General features: G+C 72.3%; 21 protein-coding genes. 6 read left to right on the forward strand and 15 right to left on the reverse strand.

Annotated features, from left to right (window positions below; all coding sequences use genetic code 11):
• Positions 1–32 precede the first annotated feature (32 nt).
• The 3 genes from treZ to glgX are packed head-to-tail and all read right to left on the reverse strand — an operon-like array spanning position 33 to position 6,179.
• Entirely contained in the window at positions 33–1,757 is a 1,725-nt protein-coding gene (gene treZ, locus OG598_RS12840) for a malto-oligosyltrehalose trehalohydrolase (RefSeq protein WP_328654641.1), read from the reverse strand.
• Complete coding sequence (gene treY / locus OG598_RS12845) at positions 1,757–4,060, reverse strand: malto-oligosyltrehalose synthase (protein WP_328654642.1); 2,304 nt, start codon at positions 4,058–4,060, stop codon at positions 1,757–1,759. Before treY ends, treZ begins: the two co-directional genes overlap by 1 nt.
• 1 nt (position 4,061) lies before the next feature.
• On the reverse strand, positions 4,062–6,179 hold the full coding sequence (gene glgX / locus OG598_RS12850; protein WP_328654643.1) for a glycogen debranching protein GlgX: 2,118 nt from the start codon (positions 6,177–6,179) through the stop codon (positions 4,062–4,064).
• Between the two features lie 304 nt (positions 6,180–6,483).
• On the opposite strand from glgX, the gene OG598_RS12855 reads away from it, so the two are divergent.
• Together OG598_RS12855 and OG598_RS12860 are read left to right on the forward strand one after the other, a co-directional pair.
• The gene (locus tag OG598_RS12855; protein ID WP_328654644.1) at positions 6,484–7,935 is read left to right on the forward strand and encodes a glycosyltransferase family 4 protein; all 1,452 of its coding nucleotides are present in this window, start codon (positions 6,484–6,486) and stop codon (positions 7,933–7,935) included.
• 437 nt (positions 7,936–8,372) lie between these two features.
• A complete protein-coding gene (locus OG598_RS12860; protein WP_328654645.1) occupies positions 8,373–9,017 on the forward strand; it encodes a maleylpyruvate isomerase N-terminal domain-containing protein in 645 nt (214 codons plus the stop codon).
• A 319-nt stretch (positions 9,018–9,336) separates the two neighbouring features.
• Here OG598_RS12860 and OG598_RS12865 read toward each other — a convergent pair whose 3' ends face one another.
• The 4 genes from OG598_RS12865 to OG598_RS12880 all read right to left on the reverse strand — a co-directional run bounded on the left by OG598_RS12865 (position 9,337) and on the right by OG598_RS12880 (position 14,493).
• Entirely contained in the window at positions 9,337–10,620 is a 1,284-nt protein-coding gene (locus tag OG598_RS12865) for a citrate synthase (RefSeq protein WP_091408199.1), read from the reverse strand.
• A gap of 231 nt (positions 10,621–10,851) precedes the next feature.
• Positions 10,852–12,903, reverse strand: coding sequence for a sulfatase-like hydrolase/transferase (locus OG598_RS12870; protein WP_328654646.1), 2,052 nt, complete (start codon positions 12,901–12,903; stop codon positions 10,852–10,854).
• Positions 12,896–14,326 carry a class I SAM-dependent methyltransferase gene (locus OG598_RS12875; protein WP_328654647.1) on the reverse strand — a complete coding sequence of 477 codons (1,431 nt, stop codon included), beginning with the start codon at positions 14,324–14,326 and terminating at the stop codon, positions 12,896–12,898. The genes OG598_RS12870 and OG598_RS12875 overlap by 8 nt, the downstream gene beginning before the upstream one ends.
• A gap of 17 nt (positions 14,327–14,343) precedes the next feature.
• The gene (locus OG598_RS12880) at positions 14,344–14,493 is read right to left on the reverse strand and encodes a hypothetical protein (RefSeq protein WP_165947858.1); all 150 of its coding nucleotides are present in this window, start codon (positions 14,491–14,493) and stop codon (positions 14,344–14,346) included.
• A gap of 201 nt (positions 14,494–14,694) precedes the next feature.
• Between OG598_RS12880 and OG598_RS12885 the strand changes: the two genes are divergently transcribed.
• Positions 14,695–15,540, forward strand: coding sequence for an arginase family protein (locus OG598_RS12885; RefSeq protein WP_328655322.1), 846 nt, complete (start codon positions 14,695–14,697; stop codon positions 15,538–15,540).
• A gap of 25 nt (positions 15,541–15,565) precedes the next feature.
• On the opposite strand, the gene OG598_RS12890 is transcribed toward OG598_RS12885, so the two are convergent.
• The 3 genes from OG598_RS12890 to OG598_RS12900 form a co-directional block, all read right to left on the reverse strand.
• Complete coding sequence (locus tag OG598_RS12890; RefSeq protein WP_328655323.1) at positions 15,566–17,011, reverse strand: sensor histidine kinase; 1,446 nt, start codon at positions 17,009–17,011, stop codon at positions 15,566–15,568.
• Positions 17,012–17,042: 31 nt separating this feature from the next.
• Complete coding sequence (locus OG598_RS12895; protein WP_442931505.1) at positions 17,043–17,783, reverse strand: response regulator transcription factor; 741 nt, start codon at positions 17,781–17,783, stop codon at positions 17,043–17,045.
• A 119-nt stretch (positions 17,784–17,902) separates the two neighbouring features.
• A complete protein-coding gene (locus tag OG598_RS12900) occupies positions 17,903–18,133 on the reverse strand; it encodes a hypothetical protein (protein WP_091408172.1) in 231 nt (76 codons plus the stop codon).
• A gap of 199 nt (positions 18,134–18,332) precedes the next feature.
• Between OG598_RS12900 and OG598_RS12905 the strand changes: the two genes are divergently transcribed.
• From OG598_RS12905 to OG598_RS12915, 3 genes are all read left to right on the forward strand, one after another.
• Positions 18,333–19,280, forward strand: a complete 948-nt coding sequence (locus OG598_RS12905; protein ID WP_328654649.1) for a serine/threonine-protein kinase — start codon at positions 18,333–18,335, stop codon at positions 19,278–19,280.
• A gap of 70 nt (positions 19,281–19,350) precedes the next feature.
• Positions 19,351–19,776, forward strand: a complete 426-nt coding sequence (locus OG598_RS12910; protein WP_030332593.1) for an OsmC family protein — start codon at positions 19,351–19,353, stop codon at positions 19,774–19,776.
• Positions 19,777–20,056: 280 nt separating this feature from the next.
• The gene (locus OG598_RS12915) at positions 20,057–20,905 is read left to right on the forward strand and encodes a hypothetical protein (protein WP_328654650.1); all 849 of its coding nucleotides are present in this window, start codon (positions 20,057–20,059) and stop codon (positions 20,903–20,905) included.
• A 24-nt stretch (positions 20,906–20,929) separates the two neighbouring features.
• Here OG598_RS12915 and OG598_RS12920 read toward each other — a convergent pair whose 3' ends face one another.
• From OG598_RS12920 to OG598_RS12940, 5 genes are all read right to left on the reverse strand, one after another.
• Entirely contained in the window at positions 20,930–21,448 is a 519-nt protein-coding gene (locus OG598_RS12920; RefSeq protein ID WP_328654651.1) for an ATPase, read from the reverse strand.
• A 114-nt stretch (positions 21,449–21,562) separates the two neighbouring features.
• Positions 21,563–22,009 (reverse strand): response regulator, encoded by a 447-nt coding sequence (locus OG598_RS12925; protein WP_091408166.1) that lies wholly within the window; start codon positions 22,007–22,009, stop codon positions 21,563–21,565.
• A gap of 84 nt (positions 22,010–22,093) precedes the next feature.
• Positions 22,094–22,441 (reverse strand): STAS domain-containing protein, encoded by a 348-nt coding sequence (locus OG598_RS12930; RefSeq protein WP_328654652.1) that lies wholly within the window; start codon positions 22,439–22,441, stop codon positions 22,094–22,096.
• A gap of 116 nt (positions 22,442–22,557) precedes the next feature.
• Positions 22,558–23,583: a cobalamin B12-binding domain-containing protein gene (locus tag OG598_RS12935; RefSeq protein ID WP_442931506.1), complete on the reverse strand. Its 1,026-nt coding sequence runs from the start codon at positions 23,581–23,583 to the stop codon at positions 22,558–22,560.
• A gap of 8 nt (positions 23,584–23,591) precedes the next feature.
• Positions 23,592–25,349: a PP2C family protein-serine/threonine phosphatase gene (locus tag OG598_RS12940; protein WP_328654654.1), complete on the reverse strand. Its 1,758-nt coding sequence runs from the start codon at positions 25,347–25,349 to the stop codon at positions 23,592–23,594.
• Positions 25,350–25,527: the final 178 nt, after the last annotated feature.

The raw sequence follows: 25,527 nt of genomic DNA on the forward strand, positions 1-25,527 counted from the left end.
GCTGCGGGTTCGTTTGCGCAACCGCCTAGGCTTCACAATGCCACGATCGCCGCAGTCTCCGCAGGCAACTGGATCCGGTCCCGCATCACCGTGACACCCTCCCCCGTAGCCAGCAAGACCCGCCGCGCCACCCCGGGCAGCGACACCCCCTGCCCCCGCCCAGCCAGGTTCGCCACGACCAGGGTGTCTCCCCGCCGCATCACCAGGAACTGATCCCCGTGCTGCACAGAGACAGCGTTCATCCGAGGATCAGACAGGTCAGGAAGCGACCGACGCAGCGCGATCAACCGCTGGTAGAACGCCAACATCTCCCGGTGCTCGGGCTTGTCCAGCTCGGCCCAGTCCAACCGCGACCGCACGAACGTCTCCGGGTCCTGCGGATCAGGCACGTCCCCTTCCGGCCACCCGTGCGAGGCGAACTCCCGCCGCCGCCCGGTCCGCACCGCGGACGCCAACTCCGGCTCCGGGTGCGAGGTGAAGAACTGCCAAGGCGTAGAGGCAGCCCACTCCTCCCCCATGAACAACATGGGAGTGAACGGCGCCGTCAACAGCAACGTAGCCCCCACCCGCAGCAGCGAAGGCGACAGCGAAGCCGAGATGCGATCCCCGGTAGCTCGGTTCCCGATCTGGTCATGGTTCTGCAGGTACGCCACGAACCGGTGTCCAGGCACCCGAGGATCAACAGGCCGCCCGTGGTGCCGGTTCCGGAAGCTGGACCAGGTGCCGGCGTGGAAGAACCCACCGGTCAGCACGTCAGACAGCGTCTCCAGGGAGCCGAAGTCCCCGTAGTAGCCCTGCCGCTCCCCCGTCAGCAACGTGTGCAGGGCGTGGTGCGCGTCGTCGTTCCACTGGGCGTGCAGCCCGAACCCACCCGCCTCGCGCGGGGTGATGACCCGCGGGTCGTTGAGGTCCGATTCGGCGATGAGCGACAGCGGCCGACCCAGGTGCGTCGACAGCGACTCGACGGAGACGGCCAGTTCTTCCAGGATGGGCACGGCCCTCGAGTCGTGCAGGGCGTGGACGGCATCCAAACGCAGCCCGTCGACGTGGTAGTCGCGCAGCCACATGAGCACGCTGTCGATGATGTAGCGGCGTACCTCGTCGGAGTGCGGGCCGTCCAGGTTGATCGAGCGGCCCCAACTGTTGCTCTGCTCGGCGAGGTAGGGCCCGAACTGCGGCGCGTAGGCCCCGGAGGGCCCGAAATGGTTGTAGACAACGTCGAGGATCACCCCCAACCCCTTGGCGTGGGCGGCGTCGACGAACCGTTTCAGGCCGTCGGGGCCGCCGTAGGGCTCGTGTGGGGCGTACCAGCAGACGCCGTCGTACCCCCAGTTGTGTTCGCCGTTGAAGGCGTTGATCGGGAGCAGCTCGATCAGGTCGACGCCCAGTGACACGAGGTGGTCGAGGCGGTCGATGGCCGCGTCGAAGGTGCCTTCCGGGGTGAAGGTGCCGATGTGCAGCTCGTAGAGGATGCTGCCGGGCAGTTGCCGGCCGGTCCACGCGCTGTCTGACCACGCGAATTCGGCGTGGTCGTAGCGGCGGCTCGGCCCGTGCACTCCCGCAGGCTGCCACGGTGACCGGGGGTCGGGCAGTGGGGTTTCGTCGTCGTTCAGCAGAAAGGAGTAGTCGAGCCCGGCGTCGGGCACCTCGACCCGCCACCAGCCGTCGGCGGCGGCACGCATCTCGTGGTCGGTGTCGCCGGCCAGGCGCAGCCGCACCCGCTCGGCGTCCGGCGCCCACACGCTGAATTCGGTCATCACGCAGCCTCCACGGAAGCGGTGGAAGGAGTCAGCAGAGCCACGGGATAGTCGGCCAGAAGGTCGTCCAGAGGGGTCTCCCCGCCACTGTAGACCCGGCCGGTGAACAGGTCCTTCATCTCGTGAACGGGAAGTGACAGAGCTGTGTCACACCACCCACCGGCGCGTGCCAGGCCCAGCGGCAGCCGGGTCGCCACGGCGATCGCGCCGCCCCTGTCGAAGGCCACCACGTGCCGGCCCACCCGCCCGTGTGCGGGCACCGGCCGGTAGGTGGTGAACAGCTCCGGGTGCGCCCGCCGCAGCCGCAGGGTCCGCGACACGACGAGCAGCTTCGCCGCTCCGTCGGTGTCGACCGGGGGACGCCAGCCGCCGTCGATGCGTGCCAGCAACTCTCGGCGTACGTCGAAGTCGACAGGGCGGCGGTTGTCCGGGTCGACGAGGGAGTTGTCCCACAGCTCGGTGCCCTGGTAGGTGTCCGGCACACCGGGCATGGTGAGTTGGATCAGCTTCTGTCCGAGCGAGTTGCACCAGCCGGCCGGGGCGATGGCGGCGGCGAGTTCGGTCAGCTCGTCGTGCAGGCTCGGGTCGTCGTACATCTGGTCCACCACGGCGTGCACTGCCTGCTCGAAGGCCGGGTCGGGGTCCGCCCAACTGGTCGACGCCCCGGCCTCCCGGGCGGCCTTCTCGACGTACGCGTGCAGCCGTTCCCGCTCGATCGGCCACGCGCCGACGGCGGTCTGCCAGAGCAGGTGGGCGAAGGCCGGGTCGGGCAGCGGCGCGTACTCCATCCAGGTCTTGACCTGCTCGGCCCAGCGGCCCGGCAGTTCGCTGAGCACGGCGAGGCGGGCGCGGACGTCCTCGCCGCGTTTGGTGTCGTGGGTGGAGAGGGTGGTCATGCTGGCTGGCCAGCGGACCTGTTGGGCGGCGGCGAAGCGGTGGAACTCCGCCGGCGGCACCCCGAAGTGGGCGGGGTTGTCGCCGACCTCGTTGAGCGCCACGAACCGGGTCCAGCGGTAGAACGCGGTGTCCTCCACGCCCTTGGCCATCACCGCGCCGGTGAGCTGTGGGAACCGCATGCCCAGCTCGTCGTCGGGTTTGCGCAGTCGGCGGGTGACAGCGTCCAGGGCGCCGGCCAGGTCGGGGCGGCGGCGGCCGGCCTCGGAGCGGGCGGCGGCGAGGTGCCGGGCGCCGTGCGGCGGGTAGCCCCGGTAGACGGCGAACGCGGCGGCCAGCTCGGCGAGCGCCGCGCGGGCCTGCTCGGTGGGCACCTCGGGGGCGAGGGCGGCCAGCCGGGTCAGCTCGGCGGCGAGCAGTTGGGTGGCGGCGGCCAGTTTGGTGGTGTGGGTCAGGTCCTCCCAGGAGGTGTGCTGCCCGGTGAGGCGGTTGTCCAGCGCGGTGAAGTCACCTTCGGCGTCGGTGTCGACGAAGAGCCCGCCGACAGCGGCCAGGGCGTCGTAGCCGGTGGTGCCGTCCACCGGCCAGTCCGGCAGCTCCTCGCCGTACTCCAGGATCTTCTCCACCACGAGCCAGGCGTCGGGCGCGGCGGCCCGCAACCGGGCCAGGTAGCCGGCCGGGTCGCGCAGGCCGTCCGGGTGGTCGACGCGGATGCCGTCGACCTCCCCGGCGGCGGCCCAGCGCAGGATCAGCTCGTGGGTGGCGGCGAAGACCGCCGGGTCCTCCACGCGCAGACCCGCCAGGCCCGCGATGGCGAAGAATCGGCGGTACGTCAGCTCGGCGTCGCCGCGCCGCCAGGAGACCAGCTCGTAGTGCTGCCGGTCGTGCACCTCGCGGGCGCTGCCGTCGCCGGTGCCGTCGGCGATCGGGAAGCGGTGCTCGTGGTAGCGCAGCTCCCCGTCGACCACCTTGAGGTCGTCCAGGGCGGCCGGGTCGTCGCCCAGCACCGGCAGCAGCAGCCGGCCCCGGTCCCAGTCGATGTCGAACCAGTCGGCGTACGCCGAGTCGCGCCCCCGGCGCAGCACGTCCCACCAGGCCGGGTTGGCGGCCGGGACGGCGACCCCGGCGTGGTTGGGCACGATGTCGACGACCAGGCCGAGCTGCTTGTCCCGCAGGGCGGCCAGCAGCCGCTGGCGGGCGGCCTCCCCGCCCAGCTCCGGGTTGACGGCCCGGTGGTCGACCACGTCGTAGCCGTGCTGGGAGCCGGGGGTGGCGGTCAGCAGCGGGGCGCTGTAGAGGTGGCTGACGCCGAGGTCGTCCAGGTAGTCGACGATCGCGGCGGTGGCGTCCAGGTCGAAGCCGGGGCGGACCTGGATCCGGTAGGTGGCCTTGGGAGGGGTGGCCGGCATGTCAGATCGTCCTCTCCAGCACGACGAGGGAGCGGTCCGGCACCCGGATGGTGCCGCCCGCGCTGATCACCGTGGCGTCGTCCGGCTCGGGTTCGGCAGTGCTGATCACCCGTTCCCACTTCTGGCCGTACTCGCTGCCGGGCATCGTGAAGTCCAGCGGCGCGTCGTGGGCGTTGAAGCAGAGCAGGAACGACGCGTCGTGGTGCTTCTGGCCGTACTGGCCGCGTTCGCGGATGCCCTCGCCGTTGACGAAGAGCGCCACCGAGCGGCCGAAGTCGTTGCCCCAGTCCTCGCCGGTCATCTCCCGCCCGTCCGGGGTGTACCAGGCCAGGTCGGGCAGCGGCTCGTCGATGCCGCGCCCGTTCACCGGCAGCCCGGTGAAGAACCGGCGACGGCGGAACACCTGGTGACGTTTGCGGAACGCGGTGAGCGTGCGGACGAAGTCCAACAGGTGCTCGTCGGCGTTGTCCCAGTCGACCCAGGCCAGCTCGCTGTCCTGGCAGTAGACGTTGTTGTTGCCATGCTGGGTGCGGCCCAGCTCGTCACCGTGGCCGATCATCGGCACGCCCTGCGACAGCATCAGGGTGGCCAGGAAGTTGCGCCGCTGCTTGGCCCGCAGGGCGAGGACCGCCTCGTCGTCGGTGTCGCCCTCGACCCCGCAGTTCCAGGACCGGTTGTGGCTCTCGCCGTCGCGGTTTTCCTCGCCGTTGGCCTCGTTGTGCTTGTCGTTGTAGGACACCAAGTCGTTGAGCGTGAACCCGTCGTGCACGGTGACGAAGTTGATGCTGTGGAACGGTCGGCGGCCGTCGTCCTGGTAAAGGTCGGCGGAGCCGGAGATCCGGGACGCGAACTCGGCGAGGGTGGCCGGCTCACCGCGCCAGAAGTCCCGCACGGTGTCGCGGTACTTGCCGTTCCACTCCGTCCACAGCGGCGGGAAGTTGCCCACCTGGTAGCCGCCGGGGCCGACGTCCCACGGTTCGGCGATCAGCTTCACCCGGCTGACCACCGGGTCCTGCTGCACCACCTCGAAGAAGGTGGAGAGCCGGTCCACCTCGTAGAACTCGCGGGCCAGGGTGGCCGCCAGGTCGAACCGGAAGCCGTCGACGTGCATCTCGGTCACCCAGTACCGCAACGAATCCATGATCAGTTGCAGCGAGTGCGGGCTGCGCACGTTGAGGCTGTTGCCGGTGCCGGTGTAGTCGACGAAGTAGCGGGGGTCTTCCTCGCTGAGCCGGTAGTAGCTCGGGGCGTCCACGCCCTTGAAGCTCAGCGTCGGCCCGAGGTGGTTGCCCTCGGCGGTGTGGTTGTAGACCACGTCGAGGATGACCTCGATGCCGGCCGCGTGCAGCGCCTTCACCATGCCCCGGAACTCCTGCACCTGCTGGCCGGTCCGGCCCAGCGCGGAGTAACCGTGGTGCGGGGCGAAGAAGCCGATGCTGTTGTAACCCCAGTAGTTGCGCAGCCCCAGGTCGACGAGGCGGTTGTCGTGGATGAACTGGTGCACCGGCATCAGCTCGATCGCCGTCACCCCGAGCCTGGTCAGATAGTCGATCATCGGCGGGGAAGCGATGGCCGCGTACGTGCCGCGCAGCTCCTCCGGGATGTCCGGGTGACGCATGGTCAGCCCACGCACGTGCGCCTCGTAGATCACCGAGTGGTGGTAAGGGGTGCGCGGCGGCTTGTCGTTGCCCCAGTCGAAGTACGGGTTGACCACCACCGACTTCGGCATGAACGGCGCCGAGTCGGTCTCCGACATCCGCTCCGGCTCGTTCAGGTCGTAGTCGTAGACCGCCGGGTCCCACTCCACGTCACCGTCGATGGCCTTGGCGTACGGGTCGATCAGCAGCTTGTGCGGGTTGCAGCGCAGCCCGTTCGCCTGGTCGTACGGGCCGTACACCCGGTAGCCGTAGCGCTGGCCCGGCTCGATGCCCGGCAGGTACGCGTGCCACACGTAGGCGTCCACCTCGCGCAGCTCGACGCGGCGCTCCGCGCCGGTGTCCCACTCGTCGAAGAGGCACAGCTCGATCCGCTCGGCCACCTCGGAGAAGATGGCGAAGTTGGTGCCCATCCCGTCGTAGGTGGCGCCCAGGGGGTACCGCTCGCCCGGCCAGACCTGCATGTCGCTCCTTAGACCATGGTTATGTGCGCACCGGCCGAGATCGCCCGCGCGCACGCAGGTAGTGCCCCCGGCTCGGGCGCGCCAATCCATCCTTTCAGGCGACGGGCGAAAACCGCCCGTCTGATGCGCGCTACACCGATCGGGTGTCCTCCGTCACGATGACCCTTTTCGAGGTGCGTTCTTGGTCCCGATGGACTTTCCTTGTTCGGGGGCAAGCGTCCGCGCGCGTCCCGTCAGGCCATCTGCCACCCCTTACACCTCTCGCTCCGCCGCCACTGATGCCGGCGCGCCTCACCATGCATGGATGGAGATTGATGTGACAGTGCGGGTCGACGAGCAGCTCGCTGCCACCACCAAGGACCGGGCCCACCGGCCCACAGTGACCTCCCGGCCCCCCGCGCAGACCGGCCCCACAGCGCAGCCCGGCACGCCCGTGCCGGCGCAGTCCGGCCCCGGGGTGCCCCCGCAGACCCGCCGCATCCTCATGCTGTCCTGGGAGTACCCGCCGGTGCTCGTCGGCGGTCTCGGTCGACACGTGCACGCCCTCTCCGTCGCCCTCGCCGCCGCCGGCCACGAGGTCACCGTCGTCACCCGCCACTCCGACGGCGCACCCCTGGAGGAATACGCCGACGGCGTACGCATCCTGCGGGCTCCCGAGGACCCCGTGACCTTCCCCCTCGCCACCGGCTCGCTGCTGGCCTGGACGATGGCCTTCAACCACACCCTCACCCGCACCGCGCTGCGCGCCACCCAGGCCGGCTCCTACGACGTCATCCACGCCCACGACTGGCTCGTCGCGCACACCGCTATGACGTTGCGCGACCACCTGGACATCCCGCTGGTCAGCACGATCCACGCCACCGAGGCCGGCCGGCACCAGGGCTGGCTGCCGGAGGAGATGAACCGCACCATCCACGGCGTCGAGCAGTGGCTCAGCAGCGAGTCCAACCGGGTGATCGTCTGCTCCGGGTACATGCGCGACGAGGTGAACGCGCTGTTCGGCGTACCGGCCGGACGGGTCGACGTGGTCGCCAACGGCGTGGAGCCGCACCGCTGGCGGGTGCCCGCCCGCGCCGTGGCCGCCGCCCGCGCCCGCTTCGCCGGGAACGGCCCGCTGGTCACCTTCGCCGGCCGCCTGGTGTACGAGAAGGGCGTCCAGCACCTGATCGCCGCGCTCCCCCGGCTGCGCGAGCGGCACCCCGGGCTGCGTGCCGTGATCGCCGGCGACGGCCCGTACCGCGCCGAGTTGGAGGCCGAGGTGCACCGCCGCGGCCTCGGCGGCATGGTCACCATGCCGGGCTTCCTGGGCGGCACCGACCTGCCCGCGCTGATGGCCGCGTCCGACTGCTTCGCCGTACCGAGCATCTACGAGCCGTTCGGCATGGTGGCCCTGGAAGGCGCCGCGGCCGGCGCTCCCCTCGCCGTCGCCGCCACCGGTGGCCTCGGCGAGATCGTCGACCCGGGCGTCACCGGAATGACCTTCCGCCCGCACGACCCGGACAGCCTCACCGACGCCGTGGACGCGCTGCTGTCGGACCCCGACCGTTCCCGCGTCATGGCCCGCCACGCCCGCCGGATGGTCCACGACCAGTACGGCTGGGCCGCGATCGCCCAACGCACCGCCGCCAGCTACGCCGCCGCCATCCACCACGACGCCGCGTTCACCGCCGAGCGCGCCGAACAGCGGATGTCGCAGGGCCGGGCCCTCCCGGCGCTCCCCGAGGGCAACCTGCTCGCCGCCGCCGGCCTGCGCTGACCCTCCCCGTCCAGGCCCGATCCCGGCTCGGCCTCGGGCCTGGCCCGGTCTGGCCTGGGCTGCGCTCGGGCTGGGTTCGGGCTCGGGTGGGGTTGATCGACTCGGTTTTCTTGAAGTTGGGGTGTCCCGGTGCTGGGGATGCCCCGACTTGCGGTTGATCGACTCGGTTTTCTTGAAGTCGGGGTGTCCCGGTGCTGGGGACCCCCCGACTTCCTGAAAGCCGAGTCGATCATGTTGTGGCGAGCGCGCCGGGCAGTTCTGCGCTGGGAGCTGAGCGCCGGGGCGCCGGGCGAGTAGCGGGCAGCCGGGCAGCCGGGCAGCCCAGTGTCGGGCCGTCAGGCGGGGCGCGCCGCTCGGCGCCGAGCGGCTCAGTGTCAGGCCGTCAGGCCGGGGCGTGCAGCTCAGCGGCTGTCGGCCAGGGCTGTCAGAATGTGCGAATGTCTCGTCCTGTCGACGCCCTGGACGCCAGCTTTCCGGTCGCCGCCTCGATCGCGCTGGACCTGATCCGACGCCCCGAGGTGACCGAGCAGTGGTCGAGCCCGAGCGCGCTGCCACACCTGTCCGTGGGTGGGCTGGCGTGCCACCTGGGACGTCAGGCGGTCCGCGCGGCGGAGCTACTGCCGATGCCGACTGACCTGCCGGTGTTGGAGTCGGCCGACAACCATTACGAGCGGGCCGCCTGGGTCTCCGAGGGGTCCCCGGACGAGAACACGGTCGCCTCCGGCCCCGACGAGTCCGACGCCGTACGCGGGCCGGCCGACCTGCATGCCCGCTCCGCCCAGGCGCTGACGGAGGTCGGCCACCTGCTCTCGCGGGGCGCCGCCCGTGACGTCGTGCCGATCCCGTGGCAGGGCTGGGCCCTTCCGCGCAGCGAGTTCCTGCTCACCCGTCAGCTGGAGATCGTGGTCCACTCCGACGACCTCGCGGTGAGCGTCGGCCTATCCACGCCGGAGTTCCCGGCGGACGTCTTCGACCCCGTACGCGACCTGCTGGTCCGCCTGGCGGTGCGCCGCCGTGGCCAGTCCGCGCTGATCAGCGCGCTGAGTCGCAGCGAGCGGGCCCAGGACATCTCCGCCTTCTGACCTCCCGGCCCGTCGGCGATCATCGCCAGTCGGGGCCGTCCGACGGTCAGGGCCGCCCGACGGTCAGGGCCTGCCTCGGCACCACCGCGCCTGATCGACTCGGCTTCCTGAAAGTCGGGGTGTCCCGGCACGAGGAAAACCGCGCCTTCAAGAAACCCGAGTCGATCACGCCAAGCGGCGATCAGGCCGGACGGTCGGTTGGATCACGCCCGAGGACCGAGTCGATCATGCCGGGACGGGGCAGCTCGGAGCGCGGAAACGCGGCAGACCGCCGACCCCCGGGAGGGGTCGACGGCCTGCTGGTGAAGCGAGGAGCGGGTCAGCGCTCGCCGAAGGGGACGTAGTCCCGCTCGGCGGAGCCGACGTAGACCTGCCGCGGACGGCCGATCTTGGTCTCCGGGTCGCTGATCATCTCGCGCCACTGGGCGATCCAGCCGGGGAGCCGACCGAGCGCGAAGAGCACAGTGAACATCTTGGTCGGGAAACCCATGGCCTTGTAGATCAGGCCGGTGTAGAAGTCCACGTTCGGGTAGAGCCGACGGGAGACGAAGAAGTCGTCGGCGAGGGCGATCTCCTCCAGCTCCATGGCGATGTCCAGCAGCGGGTCGGGCTTGGCCATCCGGCCCAGTACGTCCTGCGCGGCCTTCTTGACGATCGCCGCCCGCGGGTCGTAGTTCTTGTAGACCCGGTGGCCGAAGCCCATCAGCTTGACGCCGTCCTGCTTGTCCTTGACCTTGCGGACGAAGGACCGGACGTCGCCGTCGCCGGCGTGGATCTGCTGGAGCATCTCCAGCACCGCCTGGTTCGCGCCACCGTGCAGGGGGCCGAACAGCGCGTTCACGCCGGCCGAGACCGAGGCGAACAGGTTGGCGTTGCTGGAGCCGACCAGGCGGACGGTCGACGTGGAGCAGTTCTGCTCGTGGTCGGCGTGCAGGACGAAGAGCATGTCCAGCACCTTCGACATCACCGGGTCGACCTCGTACGGCTCCGCCGGCACGCCGAACGTCATCCGCAGCAGGTTGTCCACGTACCCCAGCGAGTTGTCCGGGTACAGCAGCGGCTGACCGATGGACTTCTTGTAGGCGTACGAGGCGATGGTGGGGACCTTCGCCATCAGCCGGACCGTTGAGATCTCCACGTGCTCGGAGTCGAACGGGTCCAGGCTGTCCTGGTAGAAGGTGGACAGGGCGCTCACCGCGGACGAGAGCACCGCCATCGGGTGGGCGTCCCGGGGGAAGCCGTCGAAGAAGCGGCGCATCTCCTCGTGCAGCAGCGAATGCCGCCGAATCCACTCGGTGAACTCGGTCAGCTGCTGCTCGGTCGGCAGCTCACCGTAGATGAGCAGGTAGGAGACCTCCAGGAAGGAGGACTTCTCGGCCAGCTGCTCGATCGGGTACCCCCGGTAACGCAGGATGCCCGCGTCGCCGTCGATGTAGGTGATCGCGGATGAGGCAGCGGCGGTGTTGACGAAACCGGGGTCGTACGTGGTCATCCCGGTTTCCTTCAGCAGCTTGCTCACCCCGATACCGGCGGGGCCCTCGACCGCAGGATGCACCGGCATCGACAGCTGCCCACCGGGGTGATCGAGCTTGACTTCCGTCATGTGGTTCCTCGCTTCGCCGGCAGATCTACGTTGAATTGCCTTCGCTTCTACCGTAATTGCGGCTCGGGGGACAACGCCCGCCGTGGTTCGGCGGTGAGGTATGCGTCACCCGATTCCCGACCGGGCGGCCGGGAAACCCGGCATCCCGCCAGACGGGACCGGACCGGAGCGAACCCGGAAGCCCGGCCGGACCAACCTCCGGACCGGACCGGACCGAACCCGGAAGCCAGGTCACGACAGGGTGAGGCGTCGCAGCGTACCGTCCGTCGCGACCTGGAAGACGTCGAGCTGGTTGGTGCCGGCGTGGAACAGCTTGTCGTCGGCGAGCAGCGCGGCGAACCGGCGTCCGCCGGGGTCGGCCGGCACCACGGGGACGACGGCCCCGATGCGACCGTTGACGGCGACGGCGAGGAGGGTGCCGTCCGGGATCCGGTCCGGGACGTCGCCCCAGACCAGTGCCGGGAGGGTGCCGGTGTCCGGGTCCATGGCGGTGAACGCGGCCAGATCGGCGACCCGGGCGCTGCCGGCGGCGGGGCCGGCGCGTACCTCGGTGCCGACCAGGGGGTGGGGTGTCGGCAGGGGTGGCGGGGCGGGCACGCCACCGGGGAAGGTGACCGGTTCGCCGGGGCGGTCGTAGAAGTGCTTCGTACCGTCGGTGCGGGGGGCCTGCCGGGCGGAGCGCCCGTCGACCCGCCAGGGCAACCGGACGCCGGCCTCGTCGGCCACTGTCGGCAGCAGGTCGACGTGTTCCCAGTTGCGGTCGTCCACCCGGCCGCTCTGCTGCCGGGGTTCCTTGACGAACGTCGGCACCCACGCGACCTCCCCGGCGGCGGCCTTGATGGCGTCCATGCCCCGGCCCTGCGCGCCGGGGCGGAAGCTGACGCCGTGGTCGGCGGTCACGACGACGAGGGCCTGGTCGTAGAGGCCGTTGGCGCGCAGCGTCCGCAGCGTCTCGCCGATCAGCCGGTCGGTGTAGCCGAGTTGGGCGAGGTGCCGCTGCCGGGCCAGGTCGACCCACCCGGCGCCGTCGTTGGGCAGGTCCTCGGGGGCGTCGTAGCGCGCCCCGGACGGCAGGTACGCCCACGGTGAGTGCGGCATCAGCAGGTGCAGGAAGTGCAGGGTGGGCCGGGTCGTCGGCTTCAGCCCGGCGAGGAAGCTGGTGAACCGGGCCGGTTGGTTGTCGTCCAGGCTGTCCCAGCGGAACTTCGGGTCGGCCGGCACCGGTTCGGCGGCGTCCAGGCCGGCTTCGGCGCGGGTCTGCTCGCGGTAGGAGTCCTCCGGGTCGACAGCGCTGTCCGTCGGCCCGGCGACCCGGCCGAGCAGCTTGCCGGTCTCCCGGGCCAGCACGCCGAGCCCCTGCTCCGGGGTGACCGGCTGCTCGCAGCGGCTGGGCGGGCAGAGCCGGGTGATGCTCTCCTCGGCGCGGATGTCGTACAGGCCGCCGAAGGCGGTGAAGATGTTGTCCGGGTACTGCGAGTAGTGCGGGGCGACCGGCTTGGCCGGGTAGCGGCCGGTGAGCATCGCCGGCAGCGCGTTGGGCGTCCACCCGCTGACGCCGGTGGAGTTGCGGTACCAGGTGGAGCCGCCGGCCAGCTCGGCGAAGTGCGGGTACCGCCCGGCGTCGATCTTCCCGTCCGCGCCGAGCAGGCTGACCAGCGGCAGCTCGTCGAGGATCAGCATGACCACCGGCGGGTGCACGGCCGAGCCCTGCGCGGTGCCTGCCGCGCCGCCGTCGCCGCGCGGCAGGACCACCGCCGAGGTGGGTGAGGCGAGCAGGAAGAGCGCCACGAAGGCCACCGGGCCGGCGGCGGCCAGTCGCAACACGCGGCCCGGCGCCCGCCACCGCCGGTGCGCGGCCGCGCCGGCGGCTCCGGCCAGCACGGCCACCAGCAGCAGCGGTACGCCCCGAAGTGGCGTGACGTGTCGGCCCACCTGCACGGCGAGGGCGGCGACCAGCAGCCCGACCAGGCCGGTGTGGGTGAGGGCGCGGGCGGTCCGGCCGGCCAGTCGGCTGAGCGCGCCGAGCACCGCCACCGCAGCCGTGGGAAGCACCGTCACCAGGGCGAGCAGCAGCAGGATCTGGGCCGGGTCGGCGCGGTGGAAGAGGAAGAAGTCGGGGCTGCGGCCGAGCACGTCCAGCAGTGGCTGGGTGACCACGAGACCGACCAGCGCGACGATCTCCAGCAGCCGGCCCAGCTCACCTCGCCAGCCCCGGTCCCACCGTCCGGGGGCCGGCGGCCGGTGGTCCGGGGCCGGCGGGTCGACGGAGGCCGGTTCAGCCACCCATCACCGTCCGGTAGAGCGTGCGGGTGCCCGAGGGCAGTTCCAGCCGGTCGGTGATCCGTCCTCGGGCAGCGAGCAACGTCTCGAAGGTGTCGCGTCGGTAGTCCGGGAAGAGACCGGCGGGCTTGTTGGCCAGCAGCCGGGTCGCCATCGGGTCCTCCGGGTGGACGAACTCCACCACCACCGCGCCGCCCGGCGCGGTCAGCCCGGCCAGCCAGTCGACGACCTCCGGCAGCGGCACGTTGCGCCCGATCGCCAGGTGGTGCACCACGGCCAGGGCGAGCACCACGTCGGCGGACGCCCGCTCGGCGAAACCGGCCCGCTCGACGCCCCGCCAGCCGCCACCCGGCGACGGGTCGGCCAGGTCCAGCACCAACGGCAGGATCCGGCGCTGCCCCTCGGAGCGCAGCTGTCGGTACAGCTCGTCGACGACTGTGGGGTCCTGCTCGACGGCGACCACGTAGTCGGCGTGCCCGGCCGCCAGCCGGGAGTACCGGCCGTCGTTGGCGCCGAGGTCGAGCACCAGGCGGGGGCGGGCGCCGGCGGCGACAGCGGCGGCCACGAACTGCTCCTTCGCCACCCGGTCGCGGGCCGAGTAGCCGCAGGTGCGTTGGTAGTCCGACCAGTGGCTCTCGGGCGGGCGGCGGTCCAGCTTGCGGACCAGTTTCTCGATGCCGCGTACGGTGGCGAGCAGCAGCTCCCGGGAGAAGCCGGCGGCCCGCAGTTGGTCGCGTACCTCGGTGGTGCTGGCGGCGGCGTTGCGGTGCTGCATGGCCCCGTGCAGGTGCAGGTGGGTCAGCACGCCGGGGCGCAGCCGGCGGGCGCCGTTGAAGAGTGGACGTAGCTCGTCGGCCTCGATGCCGTCGACCCGGGCGCGCAGCCACGGTTGGAAGTCGACGCCCAGGTGGGCGGTGAGCATCAGCGGGTAGAGCACGGTCTGGCAGAACTGTCGGTAGCCGGCCCACGGTTCGCCATCGCGGACCGGCTCGAAGGAGCCGATGTCGATGAAGACCGGTTGGGCGCCGCGCCACTGGAGGTTGTACGCCGAGCCGTCCTTCGTGGTGAAACCTTCGCCGAGCGCGGCGGTCAGGATCTCCAGGTGCAGCAGGGCGGCGTCGCGCAGCATGCTGAACGACCACTCGTACGGGTGGGAGACGAACGGGATGCGCTCGTGGCGCAGCACTGCCGCCCACGGTGTTCCGGTCGCGGCTGGGACAAGGGTGGGCGGGGCGTCCTCGGTGGCGCAGACCTTGCGCGCGGCGACGAGCGCCGGGAAGAACGTGCTGCCGGTCAGTGCCCGCCAGTGCTCGGCGGCCCGAGGGTCCAGCCCGCGCAGCACCTCGTCGCCGACGTGGAAGACCCGGTTGGCGGGGTCGCGGAAGGAGGCCGGCTCGGGCCGTACCTCGGTGGGTGAGATCGCCATTGTCGGTGCTGGCCCGCTCAGCGCTGGTCGGTGGGTTGCCGGCGGAACCGGTCGACCAGCCGTCGCCAGTAGAGTTTCGCGGCGACCGCGGCGCCAGCCACCCCACCGACGACCGCCTGCACGATCAGGCTGCCGGACCCCGCGTCCAGGTAGGCCAGATGTTCCACCGATCGCTCCTTGCCCTCGCCGCCTCGACACCGGCGTCCCAGGGCGTACACCGATGAGGCTTTTGACCCAGAAAGCCGGACTTGTCCCTCACCGTACGCCGGTCGTCGTCGCTGTCGCGGGCACATCGGCGTACTCCCAGCCGCACCACAGAATGCGGCCGGGACGGCCGGTCGCGCCGGTACGCTGCGGACGTGCGCTGGATGATCGTGGACGCGCCGCTGGACTCCTCCGGCGCCGGGCGCGGCGAGGAGCGGGCCCCGGCGGCGCTGCGCCGCGCCGGCCTGCGCGAGGCCTTGGCCGCCGACGACGACGGGCAGATCGACGAGGCGCGGTTGCGCGACCCGAGCCGCGATCCGGCCAGCGGGGTGATCGGCGCGGCGGGCCTGGTCCGGGCCGGCGGCGCCATCGCCGCCCGGATCGGTGCGTTGATCGCGGACGGCCACCGGCCACTGGTGCTCGGCGGCGACTGCGCGATCCTGCCCGGCGTCTGCCGGGCCCTACCCCCGGCGACCGACCTGTGGTTCGTCGACGCCCACCCGGACTTCCTCGACGGCACGACCTCACCGACCGGTGAGGCCGCCGACATGGACCTCTCGGTGGTCACCGGGTACGGCCCCGCCGCCGTCGGCCCCGGCGGCGCGCTGATCGAGCCCGGCCGCGTCCACCTGCTCGGGCACCGCCCGGCCACCGACGAGAGCAGCCGGGTCGAGGCGGCCCGGATCGACCCGGCGATCCACCAGATCAACGCCGCCGAGCTGCTGCGCCGGGGCGCGGCGACGGTCGGCGCGAGCCTGGCCGCCGACGGCGACGGCCCGGCCTGGCTACACCTCGACCTGGACGTGGTGGACCCGCGCGACCTGCCCGCGGTGACCTACCCCGAACCGGACGGCCCGCGCTGGGCGGACCTGATCGCGTTGGTCACGCCGTTGACCCGCGCCGACCGGCTGCTCGGGATGAGCGTGACCGACCTGAACCCCGACGAGGACCCCGACGGGCGGCACACCCGACGCGTCGTCGAGGTCCTCACCGAGATGCTGGTCGGCTGACCGACGCCGATGTGCCGTGCGCCGACTATGCGTCAGTGGTGGGATTGGGCAGCCGAACGGTGAACAGTGTCCGACCTGGACGGCTGTCCACACCGACCGCGCCGTGGTGCGCCTCCACCACCGCCGCGACGATCGCCAGACCGAGGCCGGTGCTGCCGTGGGCGCGGGATCGGGAGCTGTCGCCCCGGGCGAACCGCTCGAACATCTCCGGTTGCAGCTCCACAGGCACCCCCGGCCCGTCGTCGGCGACGGTGAGCACGGCACTGGCGGCGTCGACGGCCAGCGTGGTGGTGACAGTGCTGCCGGGCGGGGTGTGCACCCTGGCGTTGGTGAGCAGGTTCGCCACCACCTGGTGCAGCCGGGCGGCGTCGCCCGGCACCTGGATCGCCACCTCGGGCAGTTCGAGCTGCCAGCGGTGCTCGGGTCCGGCGACGTGCGCGTCACTGACGGCGTCCACCACCAGGGCGGTCAGGTCCACCGGTTCGACGGCGAGCGGCCGGCCGGTGTCGAGGCGGGCCAGCAGCAGCAGGTCGTCGACGAGGCTGGTCATCCGGGTGCTCTCCGACTCCACCCGGCGCAGCGCGTGCGCCACGTCGGCGGGGACCTCGTCACGGCCGCGCCGGGCCACCTCGGCGTAGCCGCGGATCGCCGCGAGAGGCGTCCGCAGTTCGTGGCTGGCGTCGGCGACGAACTGGCGTACCCGGGTCTCGCTGGCCTGCCGGGCGGTGAGCGCGTCGGCGACGTGGCCCAGCATCCGGTTGAGTGCCGCGCCGACCTGACCGACCTCGGTGCGCGGGTCGGTGTCGGCGGCCGGGACCCGGACGGCGAGCGCCACCTCCCCCCGGTCCAGGGGCAGCTCGGTGACGCGGGTGGCGGTGGCGGCCACCCGGTTGAGCGGTCGCAGGGTCGCCCGCACGATCAGCGCGCCCGCCACGCCGGCGAGCAGCAGCCCGACCGCGGCGACCCCGGTCTGTGCGGCGACCAGCGCCCAGACGGTCTCCTGGACGCCGGAGAGGGGGATCGCGATGACGCGTACCCGGCCGTCCCAGTACTGGCGGGCCACGGCCCGGTAGTCACCGCGATCGCCGAGGTCGACGGTGCGCGGTCTGGCGTCGACCGTCAGGTCCGCCAGCGCGGCGACCTCCCCCACCGGGACGGGCTGCGGGTCGGGAAACGCGTTGGAGGCGCTGTTGGTCAGGGTCCGGGCGCTGGCCACGCGGCCGTCGGTGATCTCGGCGACCACCGTGCCGGACGGCAGCCCGGGTGGGATGCCCGGTCCGTCACCGGGGAAGGCCGGCCGCCCCGGCCGGTCGCCCCGCATGCCCGTCGCCGGGGCCAGCTGGGCGTCGAGCCGGTCGATCAGGAAGTGCCGCAGCGCCACGGTGGTCAGGCCACCGATGGCGACGCTGACCAACGCCAGCAGCGCGAGCAGGGCGAACACCAGTCGGGTACGCAGGGAGCGCGCGGCCAGCCACCGACGGGCGGCGCGCAGCGGGCGGCGGCTACTCGACGGGTTTGAGGACATAACCCGCGCCACGCAGCGTGTGGATCATCGGCGCGCGGCCGGCGTCGATCTTCTTGCGCAGGTACGAGATGTACAGCTCCACCACGTTGGCCTGGCCACCGAAGTCGTAGTTCCACACCCGGTCGAGGATCTGCGCCTTGCTGAGGACCCGGCGTGGGTTGCGCATCAGGTAACGCAACAGCTCGAACTCGGTAGCGGTGAGGGTGACGAGCTGCCCGGCCCGGCGGACCTCGTGACTGTCCTCGTCGAGGCTGAGGTCACCGACGGTCAGTACCGCCTCCTCCCGGGCGGCGATCGCCAGCCCGGAGCGGCGTAGCAGCGCGCGCAGGCGGGCGATCACCTCCTCCAGGCTGAACGGTTTGGTGACGTAGTCGTCGCCGCCGACGGTCAACCCGGCGATGCGCTCCTCGACCGCGTCGCGGGCGGTCAGGAAGAGCACCGGCACCGTGGGGGCGTGCTCGCGCAGCCGACGCAGCACCTGGAAGCCGTCCAGGTCGGGCAGCATCACGTCGAGCACCACGGCGTCCGGCTGGAACTGTCGGGCGGTGCCCAACGCCGCCATGCCGTTGCCGGCGGTGCGGACCTGCCAACCCTCGTAGCGCAGGGCCATCGACAGCAGGTCGGTGAGCGTGGGTTCGTCGTCGACCACCAGCACCCGGACGGGTTCACCGTCGGGGCGACGCAGCTCGATCCGGCTCGGCGCGGCCTGCCCGTTCATGACCATGGGCCCCATGGTGGCCGCCGCGCCTGTGCCGCGCCCCTGCGGAAGCTGTGCGCGAGCTGTGCGGCCGGGCCGACGCGACGCCGGCGACACCGCCGGTCAGCCCCGCCTCGTGGTCACTCGGACACCCCGTACGCGTCGGTACGCACGAACCGCATGCTCCAGCCGCCGGCCTCGTCGGGCCGGTCACGTTCGTAGAGGTGGTCGGGGCCGGGCTGCACCGGGCCCGTGCCATCCGGGTGACGCATGATCCAACGCTGGGGCGGGGCGCCGTCCGACCCGGCCGGCAGCAGCCGGACCAGCCCGTCCGCGGGCCCACCGACGAAGCGTACGGTGACCTCGCTCATCGCGGCGTCCCCTCGGGTGACCGTGCCGGCACAATCGGTGACACCGGCTCTGGCTCGCAAGCTACCGCACCCACCGCCGTGGCGCAGCGAGGTGCGCGGGGCCGTCCGCCCCGAATCGGGCTCCGGTTTGCCCAGCTCGGCGCTCGGGTACCGCCAGTTGTGCACCCGCCGTCGGCGGGGCGAGGACGAGGAGCGGTCGATGCGGATGCTGGACGGGCGGTACCGGCTCGAACAGCGCATCGGTGTGGGCGGGATGTCCGAGGTGTGGCGGGCCTACGACCAGGTGTTGGACCGGCCGGTCGCGGTGAAGCTCCTCTCGCCCGGCCGCGACGACCGGGACGGCCCGGTGGACCGGATCCGGGCGGAGGCCCGGTCGGCTGCCCGGCTGGAGCACCCCAACGTGGCCAGCGTGCACGACTTCGGCACCTCCTCGACGTGGCCCGGCCGACCCGTGCCCTACATCGTCATGGAGCTGGCCGAGGGTGAGACGCTCGCCGTGCACCTGCGCGCCGGGCCGCTCGACTGGCAGATCGCGGTGCGGGTCTGTGCGGAGGTCGCCGCCGCGCTGGCCGCCGCGCACGCCGAGGGCATCGTGCACCGGGACGTCAAGCCGGCCAACGTCATGCTCACCCCGGCCGGGGTGAAGGTGCTCGACTTCGGCATCGCCATCGCCGCCGGCGCGCCGGACCCGATGCCGACCGGAATGGTGCTGGGCACCCCGGCGTACCTGGCGCCCGAGCAGCTGGACGAGGCGCCGGCCACCCCCGCCGCCGACATGTACGCCCTCGGCGTGCTGCTCTACTACAGCCTCACCGCCCGCCTGCCCTACCGCGCGGCGACCGCGAGCGAACTGCTGCTCGTGCGCCGCCGTCGGCCACCGGAGCCGCTGCCCGACATCGCCGGGCTCCCGCCGGAGGTCGCCGAGCTGTGCCACTCCTGCCTGGCCGACGACCCCGAGAAGCGTCCGACCAGCCTGGTCGCCGCGCTGCTGCTGGCCGAGGCGGTGGACGCCCGGGTGTACGTGCCGATGACGATCCCGACGACCCGTCGGCCGGCCCCGACGTCGCCGTGGACCGAACGAGCCGCCGCGGAGGCCACCGAGGCGGTGGCGTTGGTGGACGAGCCGAACCTGCCCGCCGGGCGCTGACCAGACGACGCATGGCGTTTCTTCGGGCGGCGAAGGGGTAGCCGGCCTGGTGAGCGACGGGAGAAACGCGATGCCGGATCAGAGTTCCTGGCTGCGTGAGGCCACAGCGACCGCCGAGGGCGGTCACGTACGCACCGACGATGGCGGGCTCTCCACCGCGCTGGCCTCACCGCTGGCGCCGCACTGCACCGGGCTGACCCCGGAACAGTTGCTGGCCGCGGCCTTCGCCTCCTGCCTACATCACGCGGCGGTGGAGGTGGCCGGGGAGATCACCGACGAGGCGCACACCGTGCAGGTCCGGGCGGAGGCGAAGCTGGGGCGGGACAACGACGGCCGATACCGGGCCGACGTCCACGCGGAGATCTCCTCGGCCGGGCTGAGCCGAGATCAACTGGCCGACCTGGTCGAGTACGCCGACCGGCTCTGGCCGTTCTCCAGCGGCGATGCCAGCCGACACCGCCTGACCGTCACCCCGGCCGAGAACGGCCGACACTGACTCCACGCTCCAACAGTGGGGCGGTGCAGGGGGGACCGGTTGATGGAGGGGGCCTCGGCTGTTCGGGTGAGTCCCGACGGGGGCTGGAGATGCGGCCGGCGGAGTGGTGGGGCGACCGCATTCACCCGGCAAATCGGGAATAACCGTCTGGAGTGATCCGCGAGGTTGATCAGCTTCGCTGCTGTTTTGCCCGTTAAAGTCGCCATGATCAGGGCAAATTGTGGCGCATGCCACCGTACGGGCTGATGGCATCGGGCATTCAGCTCTTTAGCCTCGTCAGGTGCATCCCGACGACCCCTCCGCCCAGAAGCTGACCGACGCGCGCCCGAACACCCCCTCGGACGACGCCGCATCAACCGAACGGACGATCGGCCGTCACCGCGTTCCCGAACCGTCACGGCGTGGCCTGCTGGGCTCGACCCCGGTGCGGGTGGCGCTGGCCACCGGTGTCACCTGCTGCCTCAGCCTCGTCGCGGTCGCCACCGCGCGAGGCAACGACGACACCCCCCGTACGGTCGAGCCGCTTGCCGAGGCGGTGGCCGACCGCGCCGCCATCGCCGACGAGCGCGCCTCCCGGTCGCTGGACCGCGACGCCGCCCCCGCCCGGATCCTGCCCAGCCCGACGGCGAAGCCCACTCCCTCTCCCACCGCCGTCCGCAAGGCGCCCAAGAAGCCGGTCAAGCCCCGCCGCCCCCGGCCGGTCGCCGGCCTCGACCAGGCACAGATGGACAACGCGAAGGTCATCGTGGACGTCGGCCTGGAGATGAAGATGCCGCGCCGCGCCCTGGTGGTGGCACTGTCCACCGCCATGCAGGAGAGCAACCTCTACAACCTGGCCAGCGACGTCCTCCCGGAGTCGGCGGAGTACCCGAACCAGGGCAGCGGCTCCGACCACGACTCGGTCGGGCTGTTCCAGCAGCGGCCCAGCAGCGGCTGGGGCACCGTGGCCCAGCTGATGCGACCGTCGTACGCCGCGCGGGCCTTCTACACGGCCCTCAACGAGATCCCCGGCTGGCAGGACATGAGCGTCACCGCCGCCGCCCAGTCCGTGCAGATCTCCGCGTACCCCGACGCGTACGCCCAGCATGAGGACCGCGCGACCACCGTCGCGGCGGCGCTCACCACCTGAGCCGGGCACCCACGCCCGTACGTCTCAGCGACGACCCGGCGGTGGCTCCGCGCCCGCGTCCGGACCGCCGACCCCGACCCGGCCGCCCGCGACCCCGGCCGCTGCGGTGGGCGTGTCGGCGGGCACCTGGTCGACAGTCACCTGGCTGAGGATCTCGTCCACCCGCACCTCGCGCCGTCGGCGAGCGTCCAGCGCCGCCTCGAAGTCACGTCGGGCCTGCACGGCCTCCGCGTACGCCCGCTCCCGCACCCGCCGTGCCTCCTCGCGGGCCTCGTCGAGCTCGGCGCGGGCCTGGGCCAGGATCTCGGCGGCCTCGCGCCGCGCCGCCCCATCGGCGTGCCGGGGGGCGGCGTCGCCCAGGTCGAGTCGTCGCAGGAGCCCGCTGAGCCAGGCTGCCTCCTGGCGGATCTCGTCCCACTCCCGGGCCGTCCCGGCCGCGCCCTCGGCCCGCGCCGCGAGCCGGGACAACCGGATCCCCAGCTCGTCCAGGCAGTAGTCGACCTGCCGCTGGTCGTAACCGGTCTCAACGACGGAGAACCTCATACTGTCGCCCCCCAGGCAGCTGCTGTTACTTCCCCACCTGGATCCTCGGCCGCGACCGCTCGCGCCGAGGGGGTTCGGGAAAAATGTTCAGCATGCGCGCAGGTGGCGCGGGCCTCAGATGCGCTTGGGCAGCACGACGACCCGGCCGAAGAACTCGTCGATGCGGCGGACCACGTCGTTGAAGTCGTCCAGGTCGATCGGCTTGGTGACGTACGCGTTGGCCTGCAACGTGTAGCTGCCGACGATGTCGGTGTCGGCGTTGGAGGTGGTCAGCACGACGATCGGGATGGTCCGCAGATCCTCGTCCTGCTTGACCGCGCCGAGCACCTGCCGACCGTCCATCCGCGGCATGTTCAGATCCAGCAGGATCACGTCCGGTCGGCGGGCCTGCTCGTGCCGGCCCTCGGCGCGGAGAAACTCCATCGCCTCCTCGCCGTCACTCACCACGTCGATGATCTTGTCGACGTCGGAGTCCGCCAGCGCCTCCTCGATCATCAGCACATCACCCGGGTCGTCGTCGACCACCAGGATGCGTACCGGCTGCGGGCTGTCTACGCCCATCACTACCTGCCTCGGAGTCGGCGGGGACGGGACCCTGACGGTCACCGCGTTGGCGGGGAAATGCTGGCGGGGAAATCTAGCCCATCAGGAAGCACTGCGGGACGCGGGGTCGACCGACTCCGGTTCGTAGCGCAACACGTCGGCGAGGCCGGTCACGCGCAGCACCCGTTCGACCCGCCCGTTGGCGCCGGTGAGCCGGAGCCACCCCCCGTCGGCCGCCGCCTGATTGTCGCCCCTGACGAACACGGCCATTCCGGTGGAGTCGCAGAACGTGAGGTCGGTCAGGTCGAGCAGCACCCGGGTCTCGCCCGCTGCGGTGAGCCGGTCGATCGCGGCGCTCAGCTCGGGGGCGGTGCTCAGGTCCAGCTCGCCCACGAGCCGCAGGCAGGCGCCACCACCGTCGCGCTCGACGTAGTTGACGCTGAACGTCACCGTTCTCCCCCTCGCTCCACCCTGGGGTGGGACGTTTGCAGTCCGGCAAGTATACGCAGAGCTGACTCGTCCGCCGCCGAGCGCGGTGATCGATCCGGGAGCCACCGGCGGGTCGGTCAGCGGGCGGCACCAGGCAGCGCCGCGCATCCCAGCGCCAACGCCCGCGCCGCCCGAGGGAAGTCCCGCAACGCGGCGGCGTAGTGCTCCAGCGGCAGGACGACCGCCCCGGCGGGCACCCCACGACTGCCCAGAATCCCCGACAGCCACTCCACGAACTCGGTGAACAACGAGGGGTCGTCGACGTAGACCGCCGCGGCCAGGAAATCCACTATGTGGCCCAGGTCGCTCACTGTCGCGTCGAGCTGCGCGGCGGTGTACGCCCGCGCCGCCGGCACCCGCTCCCGCAGCTCCGCCAACGCGCTGTCGATCAGCTCACCGCGACGGCGCACCAGGCTGGCGTACTCGTCGTCGGCCAGGTGGGCCAGGCGGGCCGGCGGCGCTCCGCGCAGCGCCCGCTCGTCGGCGATCAACTCGGCCGCCGAGGGCGCGTCCGGCGCCCAGGCCACCCCGAGCCGGCGCGCCCACCGGCCGTCCGTGCCGAACCCACGCCCGCCGACCACCACCGGCACGTCCGAGCGGCGGCAGGCCTCGATCATCCGGTGGGCGTACGGCAGGCGCATCGGCAGCGCGCACGCCAGGGCGACCGCGTGCGCGTCGTAGCGGTGCAGGTACGACACGAGGTGGGCCGCGGGGACGCTGGCGCCCAGGAAGGTCACCTGCCACCCGCGTAACCGCAGTATCTCGGCCACCAGCCGGGGCGGCAGGGCGTGCCACTCGCCGTCCATGCAGGCGACCACGACCCGGCCGCCGGTCGGCCGCGGTCTCACGTGCGCGGAGACCGCCGCCACCACCTGCTCGCTGATGTGGGTGGCCGCATGCTCCTGGGCGACGCTCCACTCGTTGCGCGCCCACCGCTCGCCCACCTCGGCCTGGGCGGGCGCGACCAGGTCGAGCAGCACCCGCTCCGCCGGGACGCCCGCGTCGAGCAGGCCGATCGCCAGGTCGGTCGCGGCGTACTCGTCGGCGTCGGCGAGGTGGTCCAGGTACCCGGAGTACGCCTCGCCGAGGTCCGTGGTGGCCATGGCGGCGGTCACGCGTCAGTCCCCTCTGTCTGGTCGATGCCGGCGGGCACCGAGTGCAGGTGCCGTGCACCGCGACCGCTCAGGCCGGCCGCCCGCAGCGCCAGCACCGCGATGTCGTCGTGGTCGCCCTGCGCCAACCAGTCGCAGGTGATCTGCTCGACCCGTTCGGCCAGGGCCGGCGCGGGCATCCGGTGGCAGCCGGTCAGCGCGTTGACCAGCCGCTCCGCGCCGAACAGCTCGTCGCCGCGCCGGCCGCCCCGGGCCTCGGTCACCCCGTCGCTGTAGAGCAGGCAGGTCTCGCCCGGCGCCAGCCGCACTGTCACCTCCCCGACGCGGGGGTCGGGGACCACTCCGATCAGCATGCCGCGCAGCGGCACCGTCTCCACCTCACCGGAGGCGCGCAGCACCAGTGGTGGCAGGTGACCGCCACCGGCCATGGTGAGCGTGAGACCGCCGTCGCGCTCCGGGCGGGCCACGCCGAGCACGATCGTGGCGAAGCGGCCCTGACCGTGCGCCTGGGTCGTCTCCAGCAACGCGTCGTTGAGCAGCCGCAGCAACCGCGCCGGGTGCGACTCCAACCGGTGCAGCGCCTGGAGGCACTGGCGCAGTTGGCCGGTGAAGACGGCGGCTTCGACGCCCTTGCCCGACACGTCACCGAGGAAGAACACCGAACCACCGTCGGTGAGCCGGTGCGAACCGTAGAAGTCGCCGCCGATGCGCAGCCCCGCCTGCGCGGGCCGGTACGCGGTGCCCCACTGCACACCGACGGCCTCGACCGGCTCGACCGGCACCAGACTGGCCTGGAGGGTGTCGGCCACCTCGGCCTGGTCGCGGTAGAGCAGCGCGGTGGTCAACGCGGCGCCGGCGCGGGCCGCGAACGCCCGGACCAGCTCCACGTCGTCCTCGTCGTACCAGCGGGTGGCGCGACGGGCCACCAGCAGCACACCGACCGGCGCGTCACGCCCCGGCAGCGGGACGACCCGGGCGGCGCTGTCGGTGCCGGCCAGCCCCGGCAGCCAACCGGCGTCGACCGCCTGCTCCACCAGCCAGTCCACCGCGTGCGGCTCGGCCCCGGTCAACCCGTCGGCGATGGCGGTCGGCAGCTCGCCACCGCCCAGTACGCCGCTGTCCACCGTCGGCACCTCGTCGTCGGTGCGGGAGGCCCGCCACCAGCGGGCGCGCCCGGCCCGCGGGGCGAGCACCAGCACCGCCACCTCGGCCAGGGTCGGCACGGCGAGTCGGACGACCGCGGCGGCCGCCCGGTCGGGGTGCAGCGGGTTGCCCAGCTTGTCGCCGACCACTGCCAGGAACGCCGAGCGGGCCCGTTCGGCGAGCAGCGCGTCGGCGCGGCTGACGCTGTCGGTGACGTCCTCGACGTACCAGCAGCAACGGTCGCCGGAGAGCGGCACCTGGCGCGCGGTGAGCCGGCGCCCGCGATGGGTGAAGCTTCCGGGGACGCCTTCGCTCAACCCGGGCACACCGGCCGCGACGAGCAGCTCGCCGGGCGTCACCTCGGGCAGCAACCGCTCAGCCACCGGGCTGACGTGCCGCACGACGCCGTCGGCGTCGCACACCACCAGGCCCTCCCGGAAGTGCTCGACGACCTCTAACCAGTCGGGCGTGGCCTGCCCCCGGTCGGGGGCCAGCGGGGGCAGGGCCGCTGTGGGGCGGCGAACGTCGGCGGACCACGCCGAGGGTCGTGTCGTGCTCGGCGTGGAGAGCCGTCCGTCGCCCGGGTCCCAGTCCCTGACGTCGGAAGCAGTCACCAGCTGAGCCTCACTCCTTGTCGTTCACCGAACCCGTGCCGGAACCGGCGTCCACTGTCAAAACTCTCCAGCCACCCTACGCCCGAACCCGGAAAGCGGCATCTCACGGCAGGTGGCGGGCACCGCCACGGCGGGGGCATTGGACGAGGGACACGGGGGCGTATCGCCGCCCCCGCTT

Source organism: Micromonospora sp. NBC_00330, assembly GCF_036136635.1.
GTDB classification, from domain to species: domain Bacteria; phylum Actinomycetota; class Actinomycetes; order Mycobacteriales; family Micromonosporaceae; genus Micromonospora; species Micromonospora salmantinae.

Excerpts from the sequence above, each read along its gene's own strand:
- OG598_RS12900 (WP_091408172.1), bottom strand. The coding sequence starts at position 18,133 with ATGAGCGAGGTCACCGTACGCTTCGTCGGTGGGCCCGCGGACGGGCTG.
- OG598_RS12885 (WP_328655322.1), top strand. The coding sequence starts at position 14,695 with ATGATCGTGGACGCGCCGCTGGACTCCTCCGGCGCCGGGCGCGGCGAG.
- OG598_RS12920 (WP_328654651.1), bottom strand. The coding sequence starts at position 21,448 with ATGAGGTTCTCCGTCGTTGAGACCGGTTACGACCAGCGGCAGGTCGAC.
- treY (WP_328654642.1), bottom strand. The coding sequence starts at position 4,060 with ATGCCGGCCACCCCTCCCAAGGCCACCTACCGGATCCAGGTCCGCCCC.
- OG598_RS12855 (WP_328654644.1), top strand. The coding sequence starts at position 6,484 with ATGGAGATTGATGTGACAGTGCGGGTCGACGAGCAGCTCGCTGCCACC.
- OG598_RS12895 (WP_442931505.1), bottom strand. The coding sequence starts at position 17,783 with ATGAACGGGCAGGCCGCGCCGAGCCGGATCGAGCTGCGTCGCCCCGAC.
- treZ (WP_328654641.1), bottom strand. The coding sequence starts at position 1,757 with ATGACCGAATTCAGCGTGTGGGCGCCGGACGCCGAGCGGGTGCGGCTG.
- OG598_RS12935 (WP_442931506.1), bottom strand. The coding sequence starts at position 23,583 with ATGGCCACCACGGACCTCGGCGAGGCGTACTCCGGGTACCTGGACCAC.
- OG598_RS12910 (WP_030332593.1), top strand. The coding sequence starts at position 19,351 with ATGCCGGATCAGAGTTCCTGGCTGCGTGAGGCCACAGCGACCGCCGAG.
- OG598_RS12905 (WP_328654649.1), top strand. The coding sequence starts at position 18,333 with ATGCGGATGCTGGACGGGCGGTACCGGCTCGAACAGCGCATCGGTGTG.
- OG598_RS12860 (WP_328654645.1), top strand. The coding sequence starts at position 8,373 with ATGTCTCGTCCTGTCGACGCCCTGGACGCCAGCTTTCCGGTCGCCGCC.
- OG598_RS12875 (WP_328654647.1), bottom strand. The coding sequence starts at position 14,326 with ATGGCGATCTCACCCACCGAGGTACGGCCCGAGCCGGCCTCCTTCCGC.
- OG598_RS12925 (WP_091408166.1), bottom strand. The coding sequence starts at position 22,009 with ATGGGCGTAGACAGCCCGCAGCCGGTACGCATCCTGGTGGTCGACGAC.
- glgX (WP_328654643.1), bottom strand. The coding sequence starts at position 6,179 with ATGCAGGTCTGGCCGGGCGAGCGGTACCCCCTGGGCGCCACCTACGAC.
- OG598_RS12865 (WP_091408199.1), bottom strand. The coding sequence starts at position 10,620 with ATGACGGAAGTCAAGCTCGATCACCCCGGTGGGCAGCTGTCGATGCCG.